At 72.5% G+C, this 17,824-nt stretch carries 12 protein-coding genes; 7 read left to right on the forward strand and 5 right to left on the reverse strand.

Annotated features, from left to right (window positions below):
- Window positions 1-69: 69 nt before the first annotated feature.
- Window positions 70-1,656: a cellulose binding domain-containing protein gene (locus H1A17_RS23440; RefSeq protein WP_194822906.1), complete on the reverse strand. Its 1,587-nt coding sequence runs from the start codon at window positions 1,654-1,656 to the stop codon at window positions 70-72.
- Between the two features lie 152 nt (window positions 1,657-1,808).
- Here H1A17_RS23440 and H1A17_RS23445 point away from each other — a divergent pair, with 152 nt between their 5' ends.
- Complete coding sequence (locus H1A17_RS23445; RefSeq protein WP_194822907.1) at window positions 1,809-2,699, forward strand: SGNH/GDSL hydrolase family protein; 891 nt, start codon at window positions 1,809-1,811, stop codon at window positions 2,697-2,699.
- A gap of 94 nt (window positions 2,700-2,793) precedes the next feature.
- Here the strand turns inward: H1A17_RS23445 and H1A17_RS23450 are convergent, their stop codons facing one another.
- Both H1A17_RS23450 and H1A17_RS23455 read right to left on the reverse strand, forming a co-directional pair.
- Window positions 2,794-4,458: a cellulose binding domain-containing protein gene (locus H1A17_RS23450; protein ID WP_228544095.1), complete on the reverse strand. Its 1,665-nt coding sequence runs from the start codon at window positions 4,456-4,458 to the stop codon at window positions 2,794-2,796.
- A gap of 118 nt (window positions 4,459-4,576) precedes the next feature.
- Entirely contained in the window at window positions 4,577-7,426 is a 2,850-nt protein-coding gene (locus H1A17_RS23455) for a glycoside hydrolase N-terminal domain-containing protein (protein ID WP_194822908.1), read from the reverse strand.
- A 624-nt stretch (window positions 7,427-8,050) separates the two neighbouring features.
- On the opposite strand from H1A17_RS23455, the gene H1A17_RS23460 reads away from it, so the two are divergent.
- The 6 genes from H1A17_RS23460 to H1A17_RS23485 all read left to right on the forward strand — a co-directional run bounded on the left by H1A17_RS23460 (window position 8,051) and on the right by H1A17_RS23485 (window position 16,110).
- On the forward strand, window positions 8,051-9,610 hold the full coding sequence (locus H1A17_RS23460) for a glycoside hydrolase family 43 protein (protein ID WP_194822909.1): 1,560 nt from the start codon (window positions 8,051-8,053) through the stop codon (window positions 9,608-9,610).
- A 73-nt stretch (window positions 9,611-9,683) separates the two neighbouring features.
- Window positions 9,684-10,724, forward strand: coding sequence for a LacI family DNA-binding transcriptional regulator (locus H1A17_RS23465; RefSeq protein WP_145919496.1), 1,041 nt, complete (start codon window positions 9,684-9,686; stop codon window positions 10,722-10,724).
- 149 nt (window positions 10,725-10,873) lie between these two features.
- Complete coding sequence (locus H1A17_RS23470; RefSeq protein ID WP_088647464.1) at window positions 10,874-11,302, forward strand: Fur family transcriptional regulator; 429 nt, start codon at window positions 10,874-10,876, stop codon at window positions 11,300-11,302.
- 23 nt (window positions 11,303-11,325) lie between these two features.
- Complete coding sequence (gene katG / locus H1A17_RS23475; protein ID WP_145919497.1) at window positions 11,326-13,602, forward strand: catalase/peroxidase HPI; 2,277 nt, start codon at window positions 11,326-11,328, stop codon at window positions 13,600-13,602.
- Between the two features lie 172 nt (window positions 13,603-13,774).
- A complete protein-coding gene (locus H1A17_RS23480; protein WP_194822910.1) occupies window positions 13,775-14,395 on the forward strand; it encodes a TetR family transcriptional regulator in 621 nt (206 codons plus the stop codon).
- Window positions 14,396-14,550: 155 nt separating this feature from the next.
- Window positions 14,551-16,110, forward strand: coding sequence for an FAD-dependent monooxygenase (locus tag H1A17_RS23485; protein WP_194822911.1), 1,560 nt, complete (start codon window positions 14,551-14,553; stop codon window positions 16,108-16,110).
- A gap of 64 nt (window positions 16,111-16,174) precedes the next feature.
- On the opposite strand, the gene H1A17_RS23490 is transcribed toward H1A17_RS23485, so the two are convergent.
- Entirely contained in the window at window positions 16,175-17,479 is a 1,305-nt protein-coding gene (locus tag H1A17_RS23490) for a sulfate adenylyltransferase subunit 1 (RefSeq protein WP_194822912.1), read from the reverse strand.
- Window positions 17,479-17,824, reverse strand: a 346-nt coding sequence (locus H1A17_RS23495; RefSeq protein ID WP_194822913.1) for a phosphoadenosine phosphosulfate reductase family protein, incomplete at its 5' end; no start/stop codon positions are given. The genes H1A17_RS23490 and H1A17_RS23495, both read right to left, overlap by 1 nt.

The raw sequence follows: 17,824 nt of genomic DNA on the forward strand, positions 1-17,824 counted from the left end.
AGGGGCCGGCGACGCGGATCTTTCCGGGTCGCCGGCCCCTGTGCCGTGTGCCCGCCCGGCGTCAGCGGTTCACCAGGTCAACGGCAGGGTGTTGACGAACCGGGTGAGCGCGCCGGCGAGGAGCTGGTCGTCGCGGCGGGAGGGGTGCCAGTCGCAACCGAGCTTGTCGAGCCCCAGCGCGTTGTCGTCGTAGTAGAGCGAACGGATCCGGGTGTCGCCCCGGCCGGCGCGGGTCTGCACGATCTGCTGCACCGAGCTGGCCAGCGCGGTGGTGGGGGACAGGTCGGGGTAGGTGAGCACGATGAACGTGTCGGGCCCGTACCGGCTGCGCAGCTTGTCGAGGAAGGCCAGGTAGGCACTGCGGAAGTCGGCCGCGAGCTGGTCGACGGTGGCCCACCGCTCACCGGGGTTGAGGGCGGTGGAGAAGTCGTTGATGCCCAGCCCGACCACCACCAGTTGCGGCTTCCAGGTGCCCGGGTTCTGCCACACCGTGCTGTTCCACAGCGCCTGCAGGTCGGTCTCGTAGTAGGTGCGGAAGTTGTCGGTGCCGCCACCGTTGTAGTTGCGCACCATGCCGAGGCCGGACCAGGCGACGAGCTGGTAGTCGGCGTTCAGGCTCTGCGCGGTGAGGGCGCCGAAGGTGACGTCGGCGTTGGAGTTGCGGGTGACCCCGCCGTTGCCGGAACAGTCGCGGGTGGTCGACATGTTGCCGTAGCCGGCGGTCCACGAGTCGCCGATGAACTCGATCTGCCGGCTGCGCGGGGCGGGCCGGGTCAGGATCGCCCCACCGGCGGCGGGGACGAGCCCACCGAACTCGCCGACGGCCCACGGGCTCTCGGTGCGCTTGACCAGTCGTACGGTGTGCTCACGGTCGGCCAGGCCGCGGACCCAGTAGGTGGTCCGGCCCGGCGTGACCAGGGTGGCGACGGTCGCGCCGTCGACCTGCACGAGGTAGTCGTTCTGGGAGTCGTTGAGGACGACCCCGACCCCGGTGCCCCGGAACCGGCCCTCGAAGTAGATGCCGGGCCAGGTGTACTGCGCGCTGCTGCCGACCGCCCTGACCCGTCCCACCGTCGTCGTCTGGTCGAGCGCCCCGGTCCCCGGCGGCGGCGTGGTCGGCGGTGGGGTGGTGGGCGGCGGCGTCGTGGGCGGCGGCGTGGTCGGTGGCGGCGTGGTCGGTGGTGCGCTGGTCGGCGGCGGCGTGGTGGTCGGTGGCGCGGTGGGTCCGGTGGTACGGCCGGTGCACGGCACCCCGTTGAGGGCGAAGTCGACAGGCACCGGGTTGGATGAGTTGTTCCACGTCGCGCCGAAGCCGAACTGGGCGCCCGCCCCGGTGCCGAGGCTGCCGTTCCAGTCGACGTTGCCGACGGTGACCCGGCCGGCGGACTGGGTCACCGTGCCGTTCCACCACTGGCTGACCACCTGCCCGGCGGTGAAGGTCCAGGTGAGCCGCCAGCCGGTGAGCGGATCGCCGAGGTTGGTGACGTCGACGCTCGCGCCGAATCCGCCCGGCCACTGGCTCGTCACCGTGTAGGTGACCCGGCACCCGGCCGCCGCCTGGGCGGGGACGGTGCCGGCGAGCGCGGCGGTGACGACGACGGTGGTGGCGGCGCACAGTGACACCGCCAGTCTGAACCGGGAACGCGTGGGTCCCATGGATGATCCTCCCGTACGGGTGGGGCGACGACTGTCGCCGGGCCCCGGGCGTGCACCCGAGGGCAATTTAGTGAGAGCTGTCTATATTGACGTCCGGCGTCGAAGGGCGCAGGATCGCGGCACCACCCCCGTGCTCCGCCCTGGGAGGCGTCATGCCCCGTTCCCGCCGGCCGCTGCTGCGGACCGCCACCCGGATGCTCGCGCTCGCCGCCGCCACCGCCGGTGTGCTGTCCACCGCCGCACCCGCCAGCGCCGCCGTCCCCACCGGACGCTACGTCGCACTCGGCGACTCGTACACGTCCGGTCCGTTGATCCCGACCCAGGTCGACCTGAACTGCCTGCGCTCCAACCGCAACTACCCGTCCCTGGTCGCCGCGTCCGCCGGCTCGTCGCCGTTGGTCGACGTGAGCTGCTCCGGGGCCACCACGGACGACATCCGCTACGGCGGCAGCGGCTCGCTGGGTGGCCCGCTGCCCCCGCAGCTCGACGCGGTAACCGCGAACACCGCCCTGGTGACGGTGCAGATCGGCGGCAACGACATCGGTTTCTCCAGCATCATCAGCGACTGCGCGCAGGCGAGCTTCAGCAGCCCGCTCGGCTCCCCGTGCAAGAACCTCTACACGGCCGGCGGCACCGACCAGTTGCAGGCCCGGATCACCGCCACCGCCCCGAAGGTCGCCGCCGTGCTCCAGGCGGTCCGCCGGGCCGCGCCCGGGGCGCGGATCGTGGTGCTCGGTTACCCGGCGATCGTGCCGGACTCCGGGTACGGCTGCTGGCCGCTGGTCCCGATCGCCTACCAGGACGTGCCGTACCTGCGGGGGGTCGCCAAGTCGCTCAACGCGATGCTGGCCGGCGCCGCCGCGGCGAACGACGCGGTCTACGCCGACGTCTACACCCCGTCGATCGGGCGGGACACCTGCAAGAGCAGCGGCACCCGGTGGGTGGAGGGCCTGGTGCCGGAGAACGCGGCGGCGCCCTTCCACCCCAACGCCCGGGGCGAGCAGGGCATGGCCACCGCCGTGCTGGCCACCCTGAACAACTGAGCCGACCAGCCGTGGCGGGGGACCCCCGGTCATGTCGCGTCCCGATGCCGGGCCGAGGTCATGACCGGGGGTCCTGTCGTCTCCGTGGGGCCGGTCAGGCCACGGTGCAGGTCTGGCCGTTGAGGGTGAACGCGGTCGGCTTGGCGTTGCTGCCGGACCAACTGGAGATGAACCCGAAGCCCACGCTGCCACCGGGGCTGAGCAGGCCGTTCCAGCCGGCGCTGCTGGCGGTGACCTGCGCGCCGTTCTGGGTGTAGGTGACCCCCCACGACTGGTTGAGCTGCTGTCCGTTGGCGAACGACCAGCGCAGGCTCCAGCCGTTGACCGCCGTGGTGCCGGTGTTGCGGATCGTCACCTCGGCCTGGAACCCGTCCGGCCACTGGCTGGTGATCGCGTAGCTGACCTGGCAGGAGATGGTCGCCGGCGGCGGGGTGGTCGGGGCCGGGGTGGTCGACGTGGGCGTCGGGGTCGGCGGGGTGGTGGTCGGCGTCGGGGTGGGGGTGCTGGTCGCGCCGCTGACCCGGTAGACGACGGTCCCGTGGCCCGGCACGCTGGCCGAGATGGCCCCGGAGGTGGTGCTGGTCGTGTTGGTCCATGCGTCACGCAGCGTGAACGAGCCGCCCGACAGCCCGATCGCGGCGGCGGTGGTGTTGATGGTGGTGGTGCCCGTCCCCTGGTTGAACAGGGCGACGGCGACGTCGCCGTTGGCGAGTCGCTTGGCCAGCACGCGGCGGGTGCCGTCGAAGGAGACCTGGCTGGCCTGGAGGGCGAGGGGGTCCTGGCTGATGCCGATGAGGTTGGCGTTCTTGAGGATGGTCTGGGTTGCGGTGTTCATGTTGCGGAGGTCGTTGCCGGCGATGAGGGGGGAGGCCATGATGGCCCACATCGCGAAGTGGGAGCGCATCTCGGTGTCGGTCATGCCGCCGCGGCCGACCTCCATCATGTCCATGTCGTTGAAGGCGCCGGGTTTGGCGCGGGCGGCGAGGGGGATGGTGACGTCGAGGATGTTCTGGATGCCCATGGGGTAGCCGTTGGTCTGGCCGCTGTTCCAGGTGTTGGTGATGTCTTCGGTGGTGCGCCACATGTTGGAGACGTCGCCCCAGTCGCGTTGGGGTCCGGTCTTGGAGTGGATGCTGTTGGAGTTGATGCTCAGGACGATGGGTCGGCCGGCGGCGGCGAGGCCGTCGCGCATCTTGGCGAAGGCACGCACCTGGTCGTCGATGGTGCCGGTGGGTGAGCACCAGTCGTATTTGAGGTAGTCGACGCCCCAGGCGGCGAACTGGCGGGCGTCCTGCGCTTCGCGTCCCTGGCTGCCGGTGGCGCCGGGGTAGGAGTTGAAGTACTGGGCGCAGGTCTTGTCGAGGGGCGCCTGGTAGATGCCGAACTTGAGTCCTCGGGAGTGGATGTAGTCGCCGAGGGCTTTCATGCCGGAGGGGAAGCGGGTGGGGTCGCCTTGGAGGTTGCCGGCGGAGTCGCGGTTGGGGTTCATCCAGCAGTCGTCGACGACGACGTACTGGTAGCCGGCGTCCTTCATGCCGGAACTGACCATCGCGTCGGTCATCTGCCGGATCAGCGCCTCGCTGATGTTGCAGCCGAAGGTGTTCCAGCTGTTCCAGCCCATCGGCGGCGTCCGCGCCACACCGTTGTCCAGGGCCAGCGCCGGGGAGGTCCGCAGCACCACCGCCGGGCCCGCCACCAGCAGGAGCCCCGCCGCCAGGGCGGTCAGCAGGCGACGCCTACGGGTCGTCGGTCGTCTCATGTTCTCGTCCGTCCTTCCACCGTGGTGGATCGTGGGTGTCGACAGGGAGGCGCGACGCGCGCCGCCACCTCGGCCGGCCCGGGGGCGCGGCGAGGCGGCGACGCGTGTCGCGCGTCGGTCAGCTCGTGGTGCAGGTGAGGTTCGTCGGCGCGTTGTTGGTGCCGTTCACCGTGCCGATGAAGCCGAACGTGGTGGAGGCGCCGGCGGCCAGCGTCCCGTTGTAGTCGACGTTCTTCACCGTCACGTTCGCGCCGCTCTGGGTGTGCGAGCCGCCCCAGATCTGACTGATGGTCTGCCCGTTGGGGAACGTCCAGGACACCGTCCAACCCCGGATCGCGGTCGCGCCGGCGGTCACCGTGACCTCGGCCTGGAAGCCACCCGACCAGGAGCCCGTCACCGCGTACGTCGCCCGGGCCCCCGAGGGGGCGGGCGAGCTGGTGGTCGGGACCGGCGTGGTCGGGACCGGGGTCGTCGGCGCCGGGGTGGTCGGGGTCGGCGTGGGGGTGGCGGTGGGCGTGACGGTCGGCGTCGGGGTCGGCGTCACGCCCGGCCGGGCCGCCCGGTAGGTGTGCCCGGCGCGGACGGTGAACTGGACGACGTCGGTCTCCGGGCGGGTGGTGGCCGGTGCGCTGCCGTCGGCTACGTCGGTGAGGGTGAAGCTGCCGGTGAACAGCCGGGACCGCACCCGCAGCGTGCCGTCGCGGTCGGCGCGGATGCCGATCTCGTCGGGCTGGCCGCTGCTCCACGCCACCCCCACGGTGTAGCCGCCGCGCCCGCGCAGGCCGGCGACCTGCCCGGTGGGCCACGCGCTGGGCAGCGCGGGCAACACGTTCAGCTCGCCGGTGTGGCTGTGCAACAGCATCTCGGCGATGCCGGAGGTGGCGCCGAAGTTGCCGTCGATCTGGAACGGCGGGTGCAGGTCGAACATGTTCGGCGCGAGCCGGTCGGTGCGGACCAGGTCCTTGAACAGCTTGTGGGCGCGGGCACCGTCCTCCAGCCGGGCCCAGAAATTGATCTTCCAGGCGAGGGACCAACCGGTGCCGTCGTCACCCCGCAGCTCCAGGGTCTTGCGGGCGGCCTCGTACAGCGCCGGGGTGCCCCGCTTGGTGATCTGGTTGCTGGGGTGCAGGCCGTACAGGTGGGAGACGTGCCGGTGGTTCCGCTCGGTCTCCACCCAGTCGGCTAGCCACTCCTGCACGTTGCCCCGGGAGCCGACCCGGGTCGGGGGGAGCCGGTCCCTGGCGGTACGCACCTGCGACCGGAACGTGGTGTCCACGCCGAGCGTCTCGCTGGCGCGGGCGGTGGCGTCGAACAGGTCCCGCAGGATCTGGTTGTCCATCGTCGGCCCGGCGCAGACGCTGGCGTTGGAGTGGTGCGGCAGCTCCGGGGAGTTCGACGGGTTCGTCACCAGGTAGCCCAGCGAGGGGTGGGCGACAAGCGTGTCGAGGAAGAACTGGGCGGCGCCCTTGAGCGCCGGGTAGTTCGCCTGGAGGAAGCCCAGGTCGCCGGTGAACAGGTAGTGGTCCCAGATCAGCGTGCCCAGCCACGCGCCACCGGTCTGCCACATGCCCCACAGCGCACCGTCCACCACCGACGCGCCCCGCCAGGCGTCGGTGTTGTGGTGGGTGACCCAGCCGCCCGCGCCGTACTGCGCCTGGGCGACCCGGGCCCCGGTCACCGTCAGATCCTTGACCATGTCGAACACCGGCAGGAAACACTCGGACAGGTTGGTGGTGTCGGCCGGCCAGTAGTTCATCGGCAGGTTGGCGTTGATGGTGTACTTCGAGTCCCACGACGGCGTCAGCGAGTCGTTCCAGATGCCCTGGAGGTTCGCCGGCTGGGTGCCCGGTCGCGAGGACGAGATCAGCAGGTACCGCCCGAACTGGAACAGCAGCGCGGCGAACTGCGGGTCGTTGCTGCTCGCGTGCTGCGCGATCCGTACGTCGGTGGGCTGGTCGGCGGCGGCCGTACGACCCAGGTTGATGCTCACCCGGTTGAACAGCGCCTGGTAGTCGGCCAGGTGCCGGCTGCGCAACTGCTCGACGGCCACGCTCTTGGCGGCGTTGAGCCGGCTGCGGGCGATGCCCTGGTAGTCGCCGTTGACGGTGCGGTAGTTGACGTAGCTGGAGCCGATCGAGATCAGGATGGTGACGCTGGTGGCCCCGGACACCCGCAGGGTGCCGCCGGAGCTGCTGACCGTGCCCCCGGTCGCGGCGGCGTTGGCCAGGGCCAGGAACCGGACCGAGCCGGTGACCCCCTCCTGGCTGCCGGAGATGCCGTCCAGCCCGATGGTGGCGGCGTCCGGGCTCGACACGGTGGTGCGCTGCGGGCTGTCGAAGGTGGCGGAGAAGGTGATCGCGTTGGCCCGGTCGGCGGTCAACCGGACCACGATCACCTGGTCGGCCGCGCTGGCGAACACCTCCCGCTGGTGCCGCACGCCGTTGAGCAGGTAGGTCGTGGTGACCGTGGCGGTGGTGAGGTCGAGGGTCCGGACGTACTGGCTGGCCCCGCTGGCCGAGCCGAAGGCCAGCCGCAGGTTGCCCACCGTCTGGTACGCGAGCTGACCGCCCGGGTTGCCCATCATCGTCTGGTTGATCAGGTCCTGCGCCGAGGTCCACTGGTCGGCGAAGACCCGCCGCCGGATCTCGGCCAGGTTGGCCGCGCCCCGGGTGTTGGCCGAGTCGTACGGGCCGCCGGCCCAGACGGTGTCCTCGTTGAGCTGGAGCCGTTCGGTGTCGACGTTGCCGAACACCATCGCCCCGAGCCGTCCGTTGCCGATCGGCAGCGCGCGCAGCCAGTCGGTGCCGGCCCCTTCGTCGTACCACAGGGCGAGGTCGTTCGCGGCCAGCACCTGCGGCGGTGCGGCCGAGCCGGCGCGGGCGGTGGCGGTCCAGGCGACCGGGACCAGCGCGGCGCCGGCCCCCACCGCCCCGGCCTTGAGGACGTTCCTTCGGGTCACTTCAGACATGTTCTCTCCCAGGGGTGCGGGTCAGAGCCGGGTGCGGGTGGGGGAGGGCGGCGCGGGTGACCGTCGTGGACCCGGTGCTGGGGCGCGGTCGACCGCCACCCGGCCCGGACCGGTGTGCCGATCGGCCCGCAGCGCAAACGCATAGCTGTTAGCGTTAACAGGCGCGGCCCCTCGCGCCCTGACGTCGGCATCCATGACTGCCGTGACGGCGCGTCGAGCTCCCGGCGGCGCACCATCTCGCCACATATGGACTCTCGTGGATTCCTCGGGTCCCGTCAAGATATGACGGCCATGTTGCGCGAATGTTCCTGGCCCGGTCCGGTGGCCCGCGTCGTCGTCCGTCGACCGCGTCGGGCGGTGGCCGGCCGGCGTCCGGAATGGTCCGGCGGGCCGCCACCCGGGTCGGGCGTGCGGGTGGGATGCCAGCTCAGGGCCGGTTCCGGCGGTACGTGGCCGACGGGGCGGGACGTCCGCGCGGCACCGGGCGGCGGGGCCGGCCTTGAATCGGCGGGCGGCCTTCCGTAGCATCCGGGTTTGCGAAATGTTATCGCAAACATTTCCGGGGCGTGGCAACCCGCCCCGGCGTCGTCCACCGTGCCCATGCCACCGAGGAGGTGACGCGCGGTGTCCACCGGAGCGTCCTACCGCAACCCGGTCGTCCCCGGATTCCACCCCGACCCGAGCGTCTGCCGGGTCGGCGCGGACTACTACCTGGTCTGCTCCAGCTTCGAGTACTTCCCGGGCGTACCCCTGCTGCACAGCCGCGACCTGGTCACCTGGCGGCAGATCGGCAACATCCTGGACCGGCCCGGCCAACTGGCGCTGCCCGCCGACACCGAGGCGTCCCGGGGCATCTTCGCGCCCACCCTGCGCCACCACGACGGCCGGTTCTGGCTGATCACCACCAACGTCAGCCTGGGCCGGCACCTCATCGTCACCGCGCCGGAACCCACCGGCCCCTGGTCCGACCCGGTCTACCTCGACCTGCCGCACGTCGACCCCTCGCTGGCCTGGGACGACGACGGCACCTGCTGGCTGACCACCTCCGGCGTGGACGCCTACCGGATCGACCCGGACGCGGGGGAGGTGCTGGAGGGCCCGCTTCCGCTGTGGTCGGGCACCGGCGGCCAGTACCCCGAGGCCCCGCACCTCTACCGGATCGACGGCTGGTGGTACCTGCTGCTCTCCGAGGGCGGCACGCACACCGGCCACGCCGTCTCGGTCGCCCGCTCACGCAGCCCGCGTGGCCCGTTCACCCCCGCCCCGGCCAACCCGATCCTCACCCACCGGGGCACCGACCTTCCGGTGCAGGCCACCGGGCACGGCGACCTGGTCCAGGCGCTCGACGGCAGCTGGTGGCTGATCCTGCTCGGCATCCGGGCCCGGGGCCAGTGGCCGCCCTACCACGTCCTCGGCCGGGAGACCTTCCTCGCCCCGGTACGCTGGGTCGACGGCTGGCCGGTCGTCGACCCGGTCCGGGAGGTCACCCCCGCGCCCCCCGGCAGTGCCCCGGCCGGTGCCGCCCCCGCCGGCCCGGACGCCTTCCACGACGACTTCGACGCGGCCGTCCTCGCGCCCGAGTGGATCTCGCCCCGCAGCCGCCCGGACGACTGCTGGTCGCTGACCGCCCGGCCGGGCTGGCTCACCCTGCACGCCGTGGGCGCGACCCTCGACCTCGCCGGTGCGACGATCGTGGCGCTGCGGCAGCGGTACCACGACAGCCGGACCAGCGTCCGGGTCGACCCGGGCACCGGCACCGCCGGGCTCACCGTCCGCATCGACGAGGCGCACCACTACGACCTGGAGGTCGGGGCCGGCACCGTCCGGGTGATCGGCCGGGCCGGGCCGTTCCGGCAGGTCTTCGCCACCCACGCCGTACCGGACGGCCCGCTGGTGCTGACGATCGCCACCCGCACCCACGACCTCTACCCGCCGACCGTGACCTCCGCCGCCGACCTGGCGGCCCCGTCCGCGCCCCGGGGGGTACGCGCGGCCGGCTGCGACATGGTCACCTTCGAGGTGGCGGGCCCGGCCGGCCCCGTCGTGCTGGCCGAACTCGACGGGCGCTACCTGTCCACCGAGGTCGCCGCCGGGTTCACCGGCCGGGTCGTCGGCATGTACGTCACCGGGGGCAGCGCGGCGTTCGACTGGTTCACCCACCGCCCGGCGGCGGCACCGCACTGACCGGGAGCCGGTGCGGCCGGGGCCCGTCGCCGGTGCTCCGGACGGGGACGCCGGGGCACGTAGACTTCCCTGCGTGATCGAGGAAGGTCGACGTCGCCGTTCCCGTAAGCCCCGGCGCGGCGACCTGCCCCTCGCCACGATCGCCGAACTCGCCGGGGTGTCCCCGCCGACGGTCTCCAAGGTGCTCAACGGCCGTCGGGGGGTGGGTGAGCAGACCCGGCAGCGGGTCGAGGCGCTGCTGCGCGACCACGGCTACCGCCGTCGGCCGCCGGGCAGCGTGACGCCCTGCATCGAGGTGGTCTTCCACCAGATGCTCTCCTCGATCGCCATGCCGATCCTGCGCGGGGTCCAGGAGGTCGCCGGCCCCCGGGACCACACGGTCGGCTTCACCGACGTGCAGTACCGCCTGCGGGCCGGGCAACCCTGGGTGCAGGCGCTGCTGCTGCGCCAGCCGGCCGCCGTGATCACGGTTTTCTCCCTGGTCACGGCCGAGGACGGGGCGAGCTTCGCCGCCGCCGGCATACCGCTGGTCGCCGTCGACCCGGTGGGCAACCTGTTCCCCGTCCCCGCCGTCGGGTCGGGCAACTGGAGCGGGGCGCTGTCGGCCACCCGCCATCTCGTCGACCTCGGCCACCGGCGGATCGGGGTGCTCACCGGCCCGGTCCGGGACCTGTCGGCGCGGGCCCGCCGCGACGGCTTCCGGGCCGCGCTGGACTACGCGGGCGTGCCGTTCGACGAGCGCCTCGAACGCAGCGGCGTGTTCACCTTCGAGGACGGCCTGCGCCTCGGCGTCGAGCTGCTCGCCGGGCCCGCGCCGCCCACCGCCGTGGTCTGCGGCAACGACCTTCAGGCGTTGGGGGTCTACGCGGCGGCCCGGGAGGCCGGCCTGCGGATTCCCGACGACCTCAGCGTCGTCGGCTTCGACGACGTCGACGAGGCGGCCTGGCTGGCGCCGCCGCTGACCACCGTGCGGCAGCCGTTCGCGGAGATCGGGGCGACCGCCGCACGTCTGGCGCTGGCCCTGGCCGACGGCCAGCCGCTGGTCCAGGACCGGTACGAACTCGGCACCTCGCTGGTGGTGCGGGGCAGCACCGCGCCACCCCGCCGCCGCTGAGCCCACCCCTCCGTTTCCCACCCGGGCCGTTCCCGGCCGCCTCGTCCGGTCGCATCGGGTGAGTGATGCGTCACCCAGGGGAGTGAGGTGTGCCGCCACGCCGGGCCTAAACTTGATTTGCTCCAGAACAGCGGACTATGGTTCGGGGCATGACGGCCGACCTCGAGGCACAGTTACGGGCGGCCTCGCTGCGCGTGACCCGGCCCCGACTGGCCGTGCTCGCCGCGCTGCGGGACCACCCGCACGTCGACACCGACACGGTGATCGCGCTGGTCCGGGCCGACCTGCCCACGGTCTCCCACCAGGCGGTCTACGACGTGCTACGGGCGCTCACCGAGGCCGGCCTGGTGCGCCGCATCCAGCCGGGCCGGTCCACCGCGCGCTACGAGGCACGGGTGGGGGACAACCACCACCACGTCGTCTGCCGCTCCTGCGGCGTGATCGCCGACGTCGACTGCGCCGTCGGTCACGTGCCGTGTCTCACCGCCTCCGACGACCACGGGTTCGTGGTCGACGAGGCGGAGGTCGTCTACTGGGGCACCTGCCCCGACTGTGCGACCGACCGCACCTCCCAGTGATCCACCAGTTCGGAAGGAAGTACATGAGCGACACCCAGGACAACGCCCCCGTCAGCGCTCAGGGCGTGGACCAGAAGGCGGCGGCCGGCTGCCCGGTCGCGCACGACTCGGTGACCGCGCAGGGTAGCGAGAGCGAGAACCCGGCGATCGATTCCCCGAAGCCGAAGACCGGCGGGCGTCCGCGTACCAACCGGGACTGGTGGCCCAACCAGCTCGACCTGTCGGTCCTGCACGCCCACTCGGCCAAGGGCAACCCGCTGGGGGAGGACTTCAGCTACGCCGCGCAGTTCGCCAAGCTCGACGTCGAGGCGCTCAAGCGGGACATCACCGAGGTGCTCACCACCTCGCAGGACTGGTGGCCGGCCGACTTCGGCCACTACGGCGGCCTGATGATCCGGATGAGCTGGCACGCCGCCGGCACGTACCGGATCGAGGACGGCCGGGGCGGCGCCGGTGACGGCGGGCAGCGGTTCGCGCCGCTGAACAGCTGGCCGGACAACGCCAACCTGGACAAGGCCCGCCGGCTGCTCTGGCCGGTCAAGCAGAAGTACGGCCAGCAGGTCTCCTGGGCCGACCTGCTGGTGCTCGCCGGCAACGTCGCCCTGGAGTCGATGGGCTTCAAGACCTTCGGTTTCGGCTTCGGCCGGCAGGACGTCTGGGAGCCCGAGGAGATCTTCTGGGGCCCGGAGGACACCTGGCTCGGTGACGAGCGCTACGCCTCCGAGAAGGAGATGGCGGCCGGGGTCGGGGCGACCGAGATGGGCCTCATCTACGTCAACCCGGAGGGCCCGCGCGGCAACGCGGACCCGGCTGCGGCGGCGCACTTCATCCGGGAGACCTTCCGCCGGATGGCGATGAACGACGAGGAGACCGTCGCGCTCATCGCCGGTGGCCACACCTTCGGCAAGACCCACGGCGCGGGCATCGCCGACGACCACGTCGGCCCCGAGCCCGAGGGCGCCCCGCTGGAGGCGCAGGGCCTGGGCTGGCTGAGCACCCACGGCAGCGGCAAGGGCGGTGACACGATCACCAGCGGTCTGGAGGTGACCTGGACCGACCGGCCCACCCAGTGGAGCAACCGCTTCTTCGAGATCCTCTTCGGCTACGAGTGGGAGCTGACCACCAGCCCCGGCGGCGCGAAGCAGTGGGTCGCCAAGGACGCCGAGGCGATCATCCCGGACGCCCACGACCCGGCCAAGAAGCACAAGCCGACGATGCTCACCACCGACCTGTCGCTGCGCGTCGACCCGGCGTACGAGAAGATCTCGCGGCGCTTCCTGGAGCACCCCGACGAGTTCGCCCTGGCGTTCGCCAAGGCCTGGTACAAGCTGCTGCACCGCGACATGGGCCCGGTCAGCCGCTTCCTCGGGCCGTGGGTCGCCGAGCCGCAGCTGTGGCAGGACCCGCTGCCGGCCGTCGACCACGAGCTGGTGTCCGACGCCGACGTCGCCGCCCTCAAGGCGAAGGTGCTCGACTCGGGCCTGACCACCGCCCAGTTGGTCAGCACCGCCTGGGCCTCCGCCGCGAGCTTCCGGCACACCGACAAGCGCGGCGGCGCCAACGGCGCGCGGATCCGGCTCGAACCGCAGCGCAGCTGGGAGGTCAACCAGCCCGAGCAGCTCGCGACGGTGCTGGCGACCCTGGAGGGGATCCAGCGCGAGTTCAACGCCGCCGGTGGGGCGAAGATCTCCCTCGCGGACCTGATCGTGCTGGCCGGCTCGGCCGCCGTCGAGCAGGCCGCCCGCGCGGCGGGTGTCGAGGTGACCGTGCCGTTCCGGCCGGGCCGCACCGACGCCAGCCAGGAGCAGACCGACGTCGAGTCGTTCGCCGTGCTGGAGCCGCGCGCCGACGGGTTCCGCAACTACCTGCGTCCGGGTGAGAAGACCCAGCCGGAGGTGCTGCTCGTCGACCGGGCGTACATGCTCAACCTGACCGCGCCGGAGATGACCGTCCTCGTCGGCGGCCTGCGGGCCCTCGGCAACAACGTCGGCGGTGCGGCGCACGGGGTGCTGACCGACCGGCCCGGCGTGCTCAGCAACGACTTCTTCGCCAACCTGCTGTCCCCGGGCACCCGGTGGAAGGCGTCGGAGTCCGACGAGCACGTCTACGAGATCCGGGACCTGGCCACCGACGAGGTGAAGTGGACCGCCACCGCGGTCGACCTCGTCTTCGGGTCCAACTCCCAGCTGCGCGCCCTCGCCGAGGTCTACGCCAGCCAGGACGCGGGCACCAAGTTCGTGACCGATTTCGTGGCCGCCTGGACGAAGGTCATGGAACTGGACCGGTTCGACCTCTCCTGATCCGACCCCGCAGTGCGGGCCCCGGCCGATCGGCCGGGGCCCGCCCGGTTTCGGGACGGGTGGACCCGGCCTCCGGGGTGGTACCCCGCCGGAGCGGGCGATGCGGCAGCAGAAGCGAAAAGTGCGTGGCACGTAATATTGCGTGCCACGCACTTTCGGTTATGCTGGGTGGGTGAGCGGGCTACGGGAACGTAAGAAGGCCGAGACGCGGGCGGCGCTGAGCTGGGCGGCCATCCGGCTGACCGTCGCCCGGGGCTTCGACAACGTCCTGGTGGAGGACATCGCCCAGGCCGTGGGCGTGTCCCCGCGTACGTTCAACAACTACTTCTCCAGCAAGGCCGAGGCGATCGCCTTCCGGCACCTCGCCCGCAGCCGGCGGGTGGCCGAGGAACTGCGCCGACGGCCGGCCGACGAACCCCTCTGGGCGGCGCTGATCGAGGCGACGCTGACCCGCTTCGCCCCCGGCCCCGAGGTCACCGAGTCGCCACCGCGCCCGCACGCCGAATGGGTCGAGGGGCTCGCCGTGATGCTGGCCGAGCCGGCGTTGCAGGGCGAGATGCTGCGCGCGGGCGCGATCGCCGAGGCCGACCTGGCCGCGGCCGTCGCCGAACGCACCGGCACCGACCCCGACCGCGACCTCTATCCCCACCTCGTGGCGGCCAGCGTGAACGCCGCCGTGAACGCCGCGATCCGGCACTACCTGCGCGCCGATCCGCCGGTGGCGATGGAACACCTGCTCCCCGACGCGCTGACCCGGCTCGCCGCCGGCCTGCCGCCCCCCACCCCCCGCTGACCCGACCCACCGCACCCACGCCCCGCCGACCGATCCCGCCGAACCGCGGAAGCTCGATCCACCGCGCCCACCCACGCCCCGTCGGGGTGCCCGGTCCTGCCCGTGCTCCGCCGTGCCCCGGCGGCGGTCCACCATGCCCTCGAAAGGATCCCGTGATGATCGACGTCCTCATCGTCGGCGCCGGCCCCAACGGCCTGCTGCTCGCCGCCGAACTGGCCCTGGCCGGCGTCCGGCCCGTCGTCTGCGAACGGCTGTCCGCCCCCACCACCGAGCAGCGTGCCAACGGGCTGGTCGGTCAGGTGGTCCGGCTGCTCGACCGGCGTGGCCTGCACCACCGCCTCGTCGACGATCCGGCACCGCCGCAGCCCGCGCCCGGGTTCGTCTTCGGCGCGCTGCCGCTGGACCTGCGGGCGGTGCCGGACAACCCGCTGTACCTGCTCCAGGTCCCGCAGGCCCACCTGGAGCGGGTGCTCGCCGAGCGGGTCGCCGAACTGGGCGTGCCGGTCCGACGGGGACACGAGGTGACCGGCCTGACCCCCGGCGCGGACGACGTCCAGGTGACGTTCGCCGACGGCACCACCCTGCGCTGCCGCTACCTGGTCGGCGCGGACGGCGGGCACAGCGTCGTGCGCCGGCTGGCCGGGATCGGCTTCCCCGGCGTGTCCACCGACCGCACCGTCTCCCGCACCGCCCAGGTCAGCCTGCCCCCGGAGCTGATCGACGCGGCGACCGGCGGCCTCGCGATCCCCGGGTACGGCACCGTCGCGCCGTTCCGGCACACCCGTACCGAGCGGGGGCTGATCGCGTGGGCCCCCTTCACCGGACGTCCGGCGGGCCTCAGCACGATCGAGTGGCCCGACGCGAGGCAGGTCGACGGGCCACCCACCCTCGCCGAGATGCGGGCCAGTGTCGCCCGGGTGCTCGGGGTCGACGTGCCGATCGGCCCGCCGGCCGGCCCCGGGCCGCACCTGCTGCGTCGCCTGGTGGGGGGCAACACCCGGCTCGCCGAGCGGTACCGCGCCGGGCGGGTGCTGCTGCTCGGCGACGCCGCCCACGTCCACTCCGCGATCGGCGGGCCCGGACTCAACCTCGGCCTCCAGGACGCGGTGAACCTCGGCTGGAAGCTGGCCGCCCAGGTGCACGGCCGGGCCCCGGACGGGCTGCTGGACTCGTACGAGGCGGAACGCCGACCGGTCGCGCAGCGGGTCACCATGTCCACCCAGGCCCAGTCGGCGCTGATCGCCCCCGGCAGCGAGGTCACCGCGCTGCGGGTGCTCCTCGGCGAGCTGCTCGACCGGCCGGAGAACGCGGCCCACGTCGCCGCCCTGCTGGCCGGCGCGGACGTCCGCTACCCGACGGGCGCTGCGGACGGGCCGCTGGTCGGACGCTTCGCACCCGACCTGGTGTGGCACACCGGCACCGGCCCGGTCCGGCTGGCCGAGCTGACCCGGACCGCCCGCCCGCTGCTGCTCGACCCCACCGGCGTCCACGCCGGGGCGGCCGGGCCGTGGCGGGACCGGGTCGACGTGCTCACCGGACGGTTCACGTCGGGCGGCGCGACGGCCGACGCGCCCGGCGACGCCATGCCGACCGCGCTGCTGCTGCGCCCGGACTGCTACGTGGCCTGGCAGTCCCCGCCGGACGGGCCGGACGCCGACGGGTTGACCGCCGCGCTCGCCCGCTGGTTCGACCCGCCGAGCGCCGACCGGGCGTGACGTGCGAAGGGTTCGGCCGGCCCGGCGGGGGAGGATGCCGGGCCGGCCGACGCGGAGCGCGGGGTCAGTCCCGCTGGATGACCATCCCCGCGCCCACGGTGCGGTTGGTGGTCTCGTCGATGATGACGAAACCGCCCGTGGTGCGGTTGCGGTGGTAGTCGTCCACCAGCAGCGGCACGGTGGTGCGCAGCCTGATCCGGCCGATCTCGTTGAGCGCCAGCGCGGTGCTGGTCTCGTCCCGGTGCAGGGTGTTGATGTCGAGCCGGTAGTGCAACTCGCGGACGATGGCGCGCGCCGACCGGGTGGTGTGCTTGACGACGTACCGGCCGCCGATCTCCAGCGGGCGGGTCTCGTCCATCCAGCAGACCATCGCCTCGATGTCCTGCGAGACAGCCGGGGCGTTGTTCGGCCGGCAGATCATGTCGCCCCGGGAGACGTCGATCTCGTCGTCGAGGCGGACGGTGACCGACATCGGGGGGAACGCCTCGTCGACCGGGCCGTCGGCGGTGTCGATGGCGGCGATCCGGCTGGTGAACCCGGACGGCAGGACCATCACCTCGTCGCCGGGCTTGAGCACGCCGGAGGCGACCTGCCCGGCGTAACCCCGGTAGTCGGTGACCGTGGTCGACTGGGGGCGGATCACGTACTGCACCGGGAACCGCACGTCGACCAGGTTGCGGTCCGAGGCGATGTGCACGTGCTCCAGGTGGTGCAGCAGCGACGGGCCCTCGTACCACGGCATGTTCTCCGACCGGGCGGCGATGTTGTCGCCCTGGAGCGCCGACACCGGGATCACCGCGAGGTCGGGGACGTCGAGCTTGGCCGCGAAGGAGGTGAACTCGTCGGCGATCCGTTCGAAGACCTCCTGGGAGAAGTCGACCAGGTCCATCTTGTTGACGCACAGCACCAGGTGCGGCACCCGCAGCAGCGAACACAGGAACGCGTGCCGCCGGGACTGCTCCACCAGCCCCTTGCGGGCGTCCACCAGGACCAGGGTGAGGTCGGCGGTGGACGCGCCGGTGACCATGTTGCGGGTGTACTGGGTGTGCCCGGGGGTGTCGGCGATGATGAACTTGCGCCGGGGGGTGGCGAAGTAGCGGTACGCCACGTCGATGGTGATGCCCTGCTCCCGCTCGGCCCGCAGACCGTCGGTGAGCAACGCCAGGTTGGTGTACTCGTCACCCCGGGCCGCGCTGACCGCCTCCACCGCCGCCAACTGGTCGGTGAACAACGACTTCGTGTCGTACAGCAACCGACCGATCAGGGTCGACTTCCCGTCGTCCACGCTGCCCGCCGTGGCGAACCGCAGCAGGTCCATCGGTCGGGCCTCGGCGGGGGAACCGGCCGGTGCCAGCATCTCGGTGCTCATCAGAAGTAGCCCTCCCGCTTGCGGTCCTCCATGGCGGCCTCGCTGACCCGGTCGTCGCCCCGGGTGGCGCCCCGCTCGGTGATCCGGGTCGACGCGACCTCGTCGATCACCTTCTCCACCGTGTCCGCGTCGGAGCGGACGGCGGCGGTGCACGAGGCGTCGCCGACGGTGCGGTACCGCACCCGGGCGGTGAAGGGTTCCTCGCCCGCGCGGGGGGTGAAGAACTCGTTGACGGCGTAGAGCATGCCGTCGCGTTCGACCACCTCACGGTCGTGCGCGTAGTAGATCGACGGCAACGGCACCCGCTCCCGGGCGATGTAGTGCCAGATGTCCAACTCGGTCCAG

The sequence above is a fragment of the Micromonospora sp. S-DT3-3-22 genome (genome assembly GCF_015354745.1).
GTDB classification, from domain to species: domain Bacteria; phylum Actinomycetota; class Actinomycetes; order Mycobacteriales; family Micromonosporaceae; genus Micromonospora; species Micromonospora wenchangensis.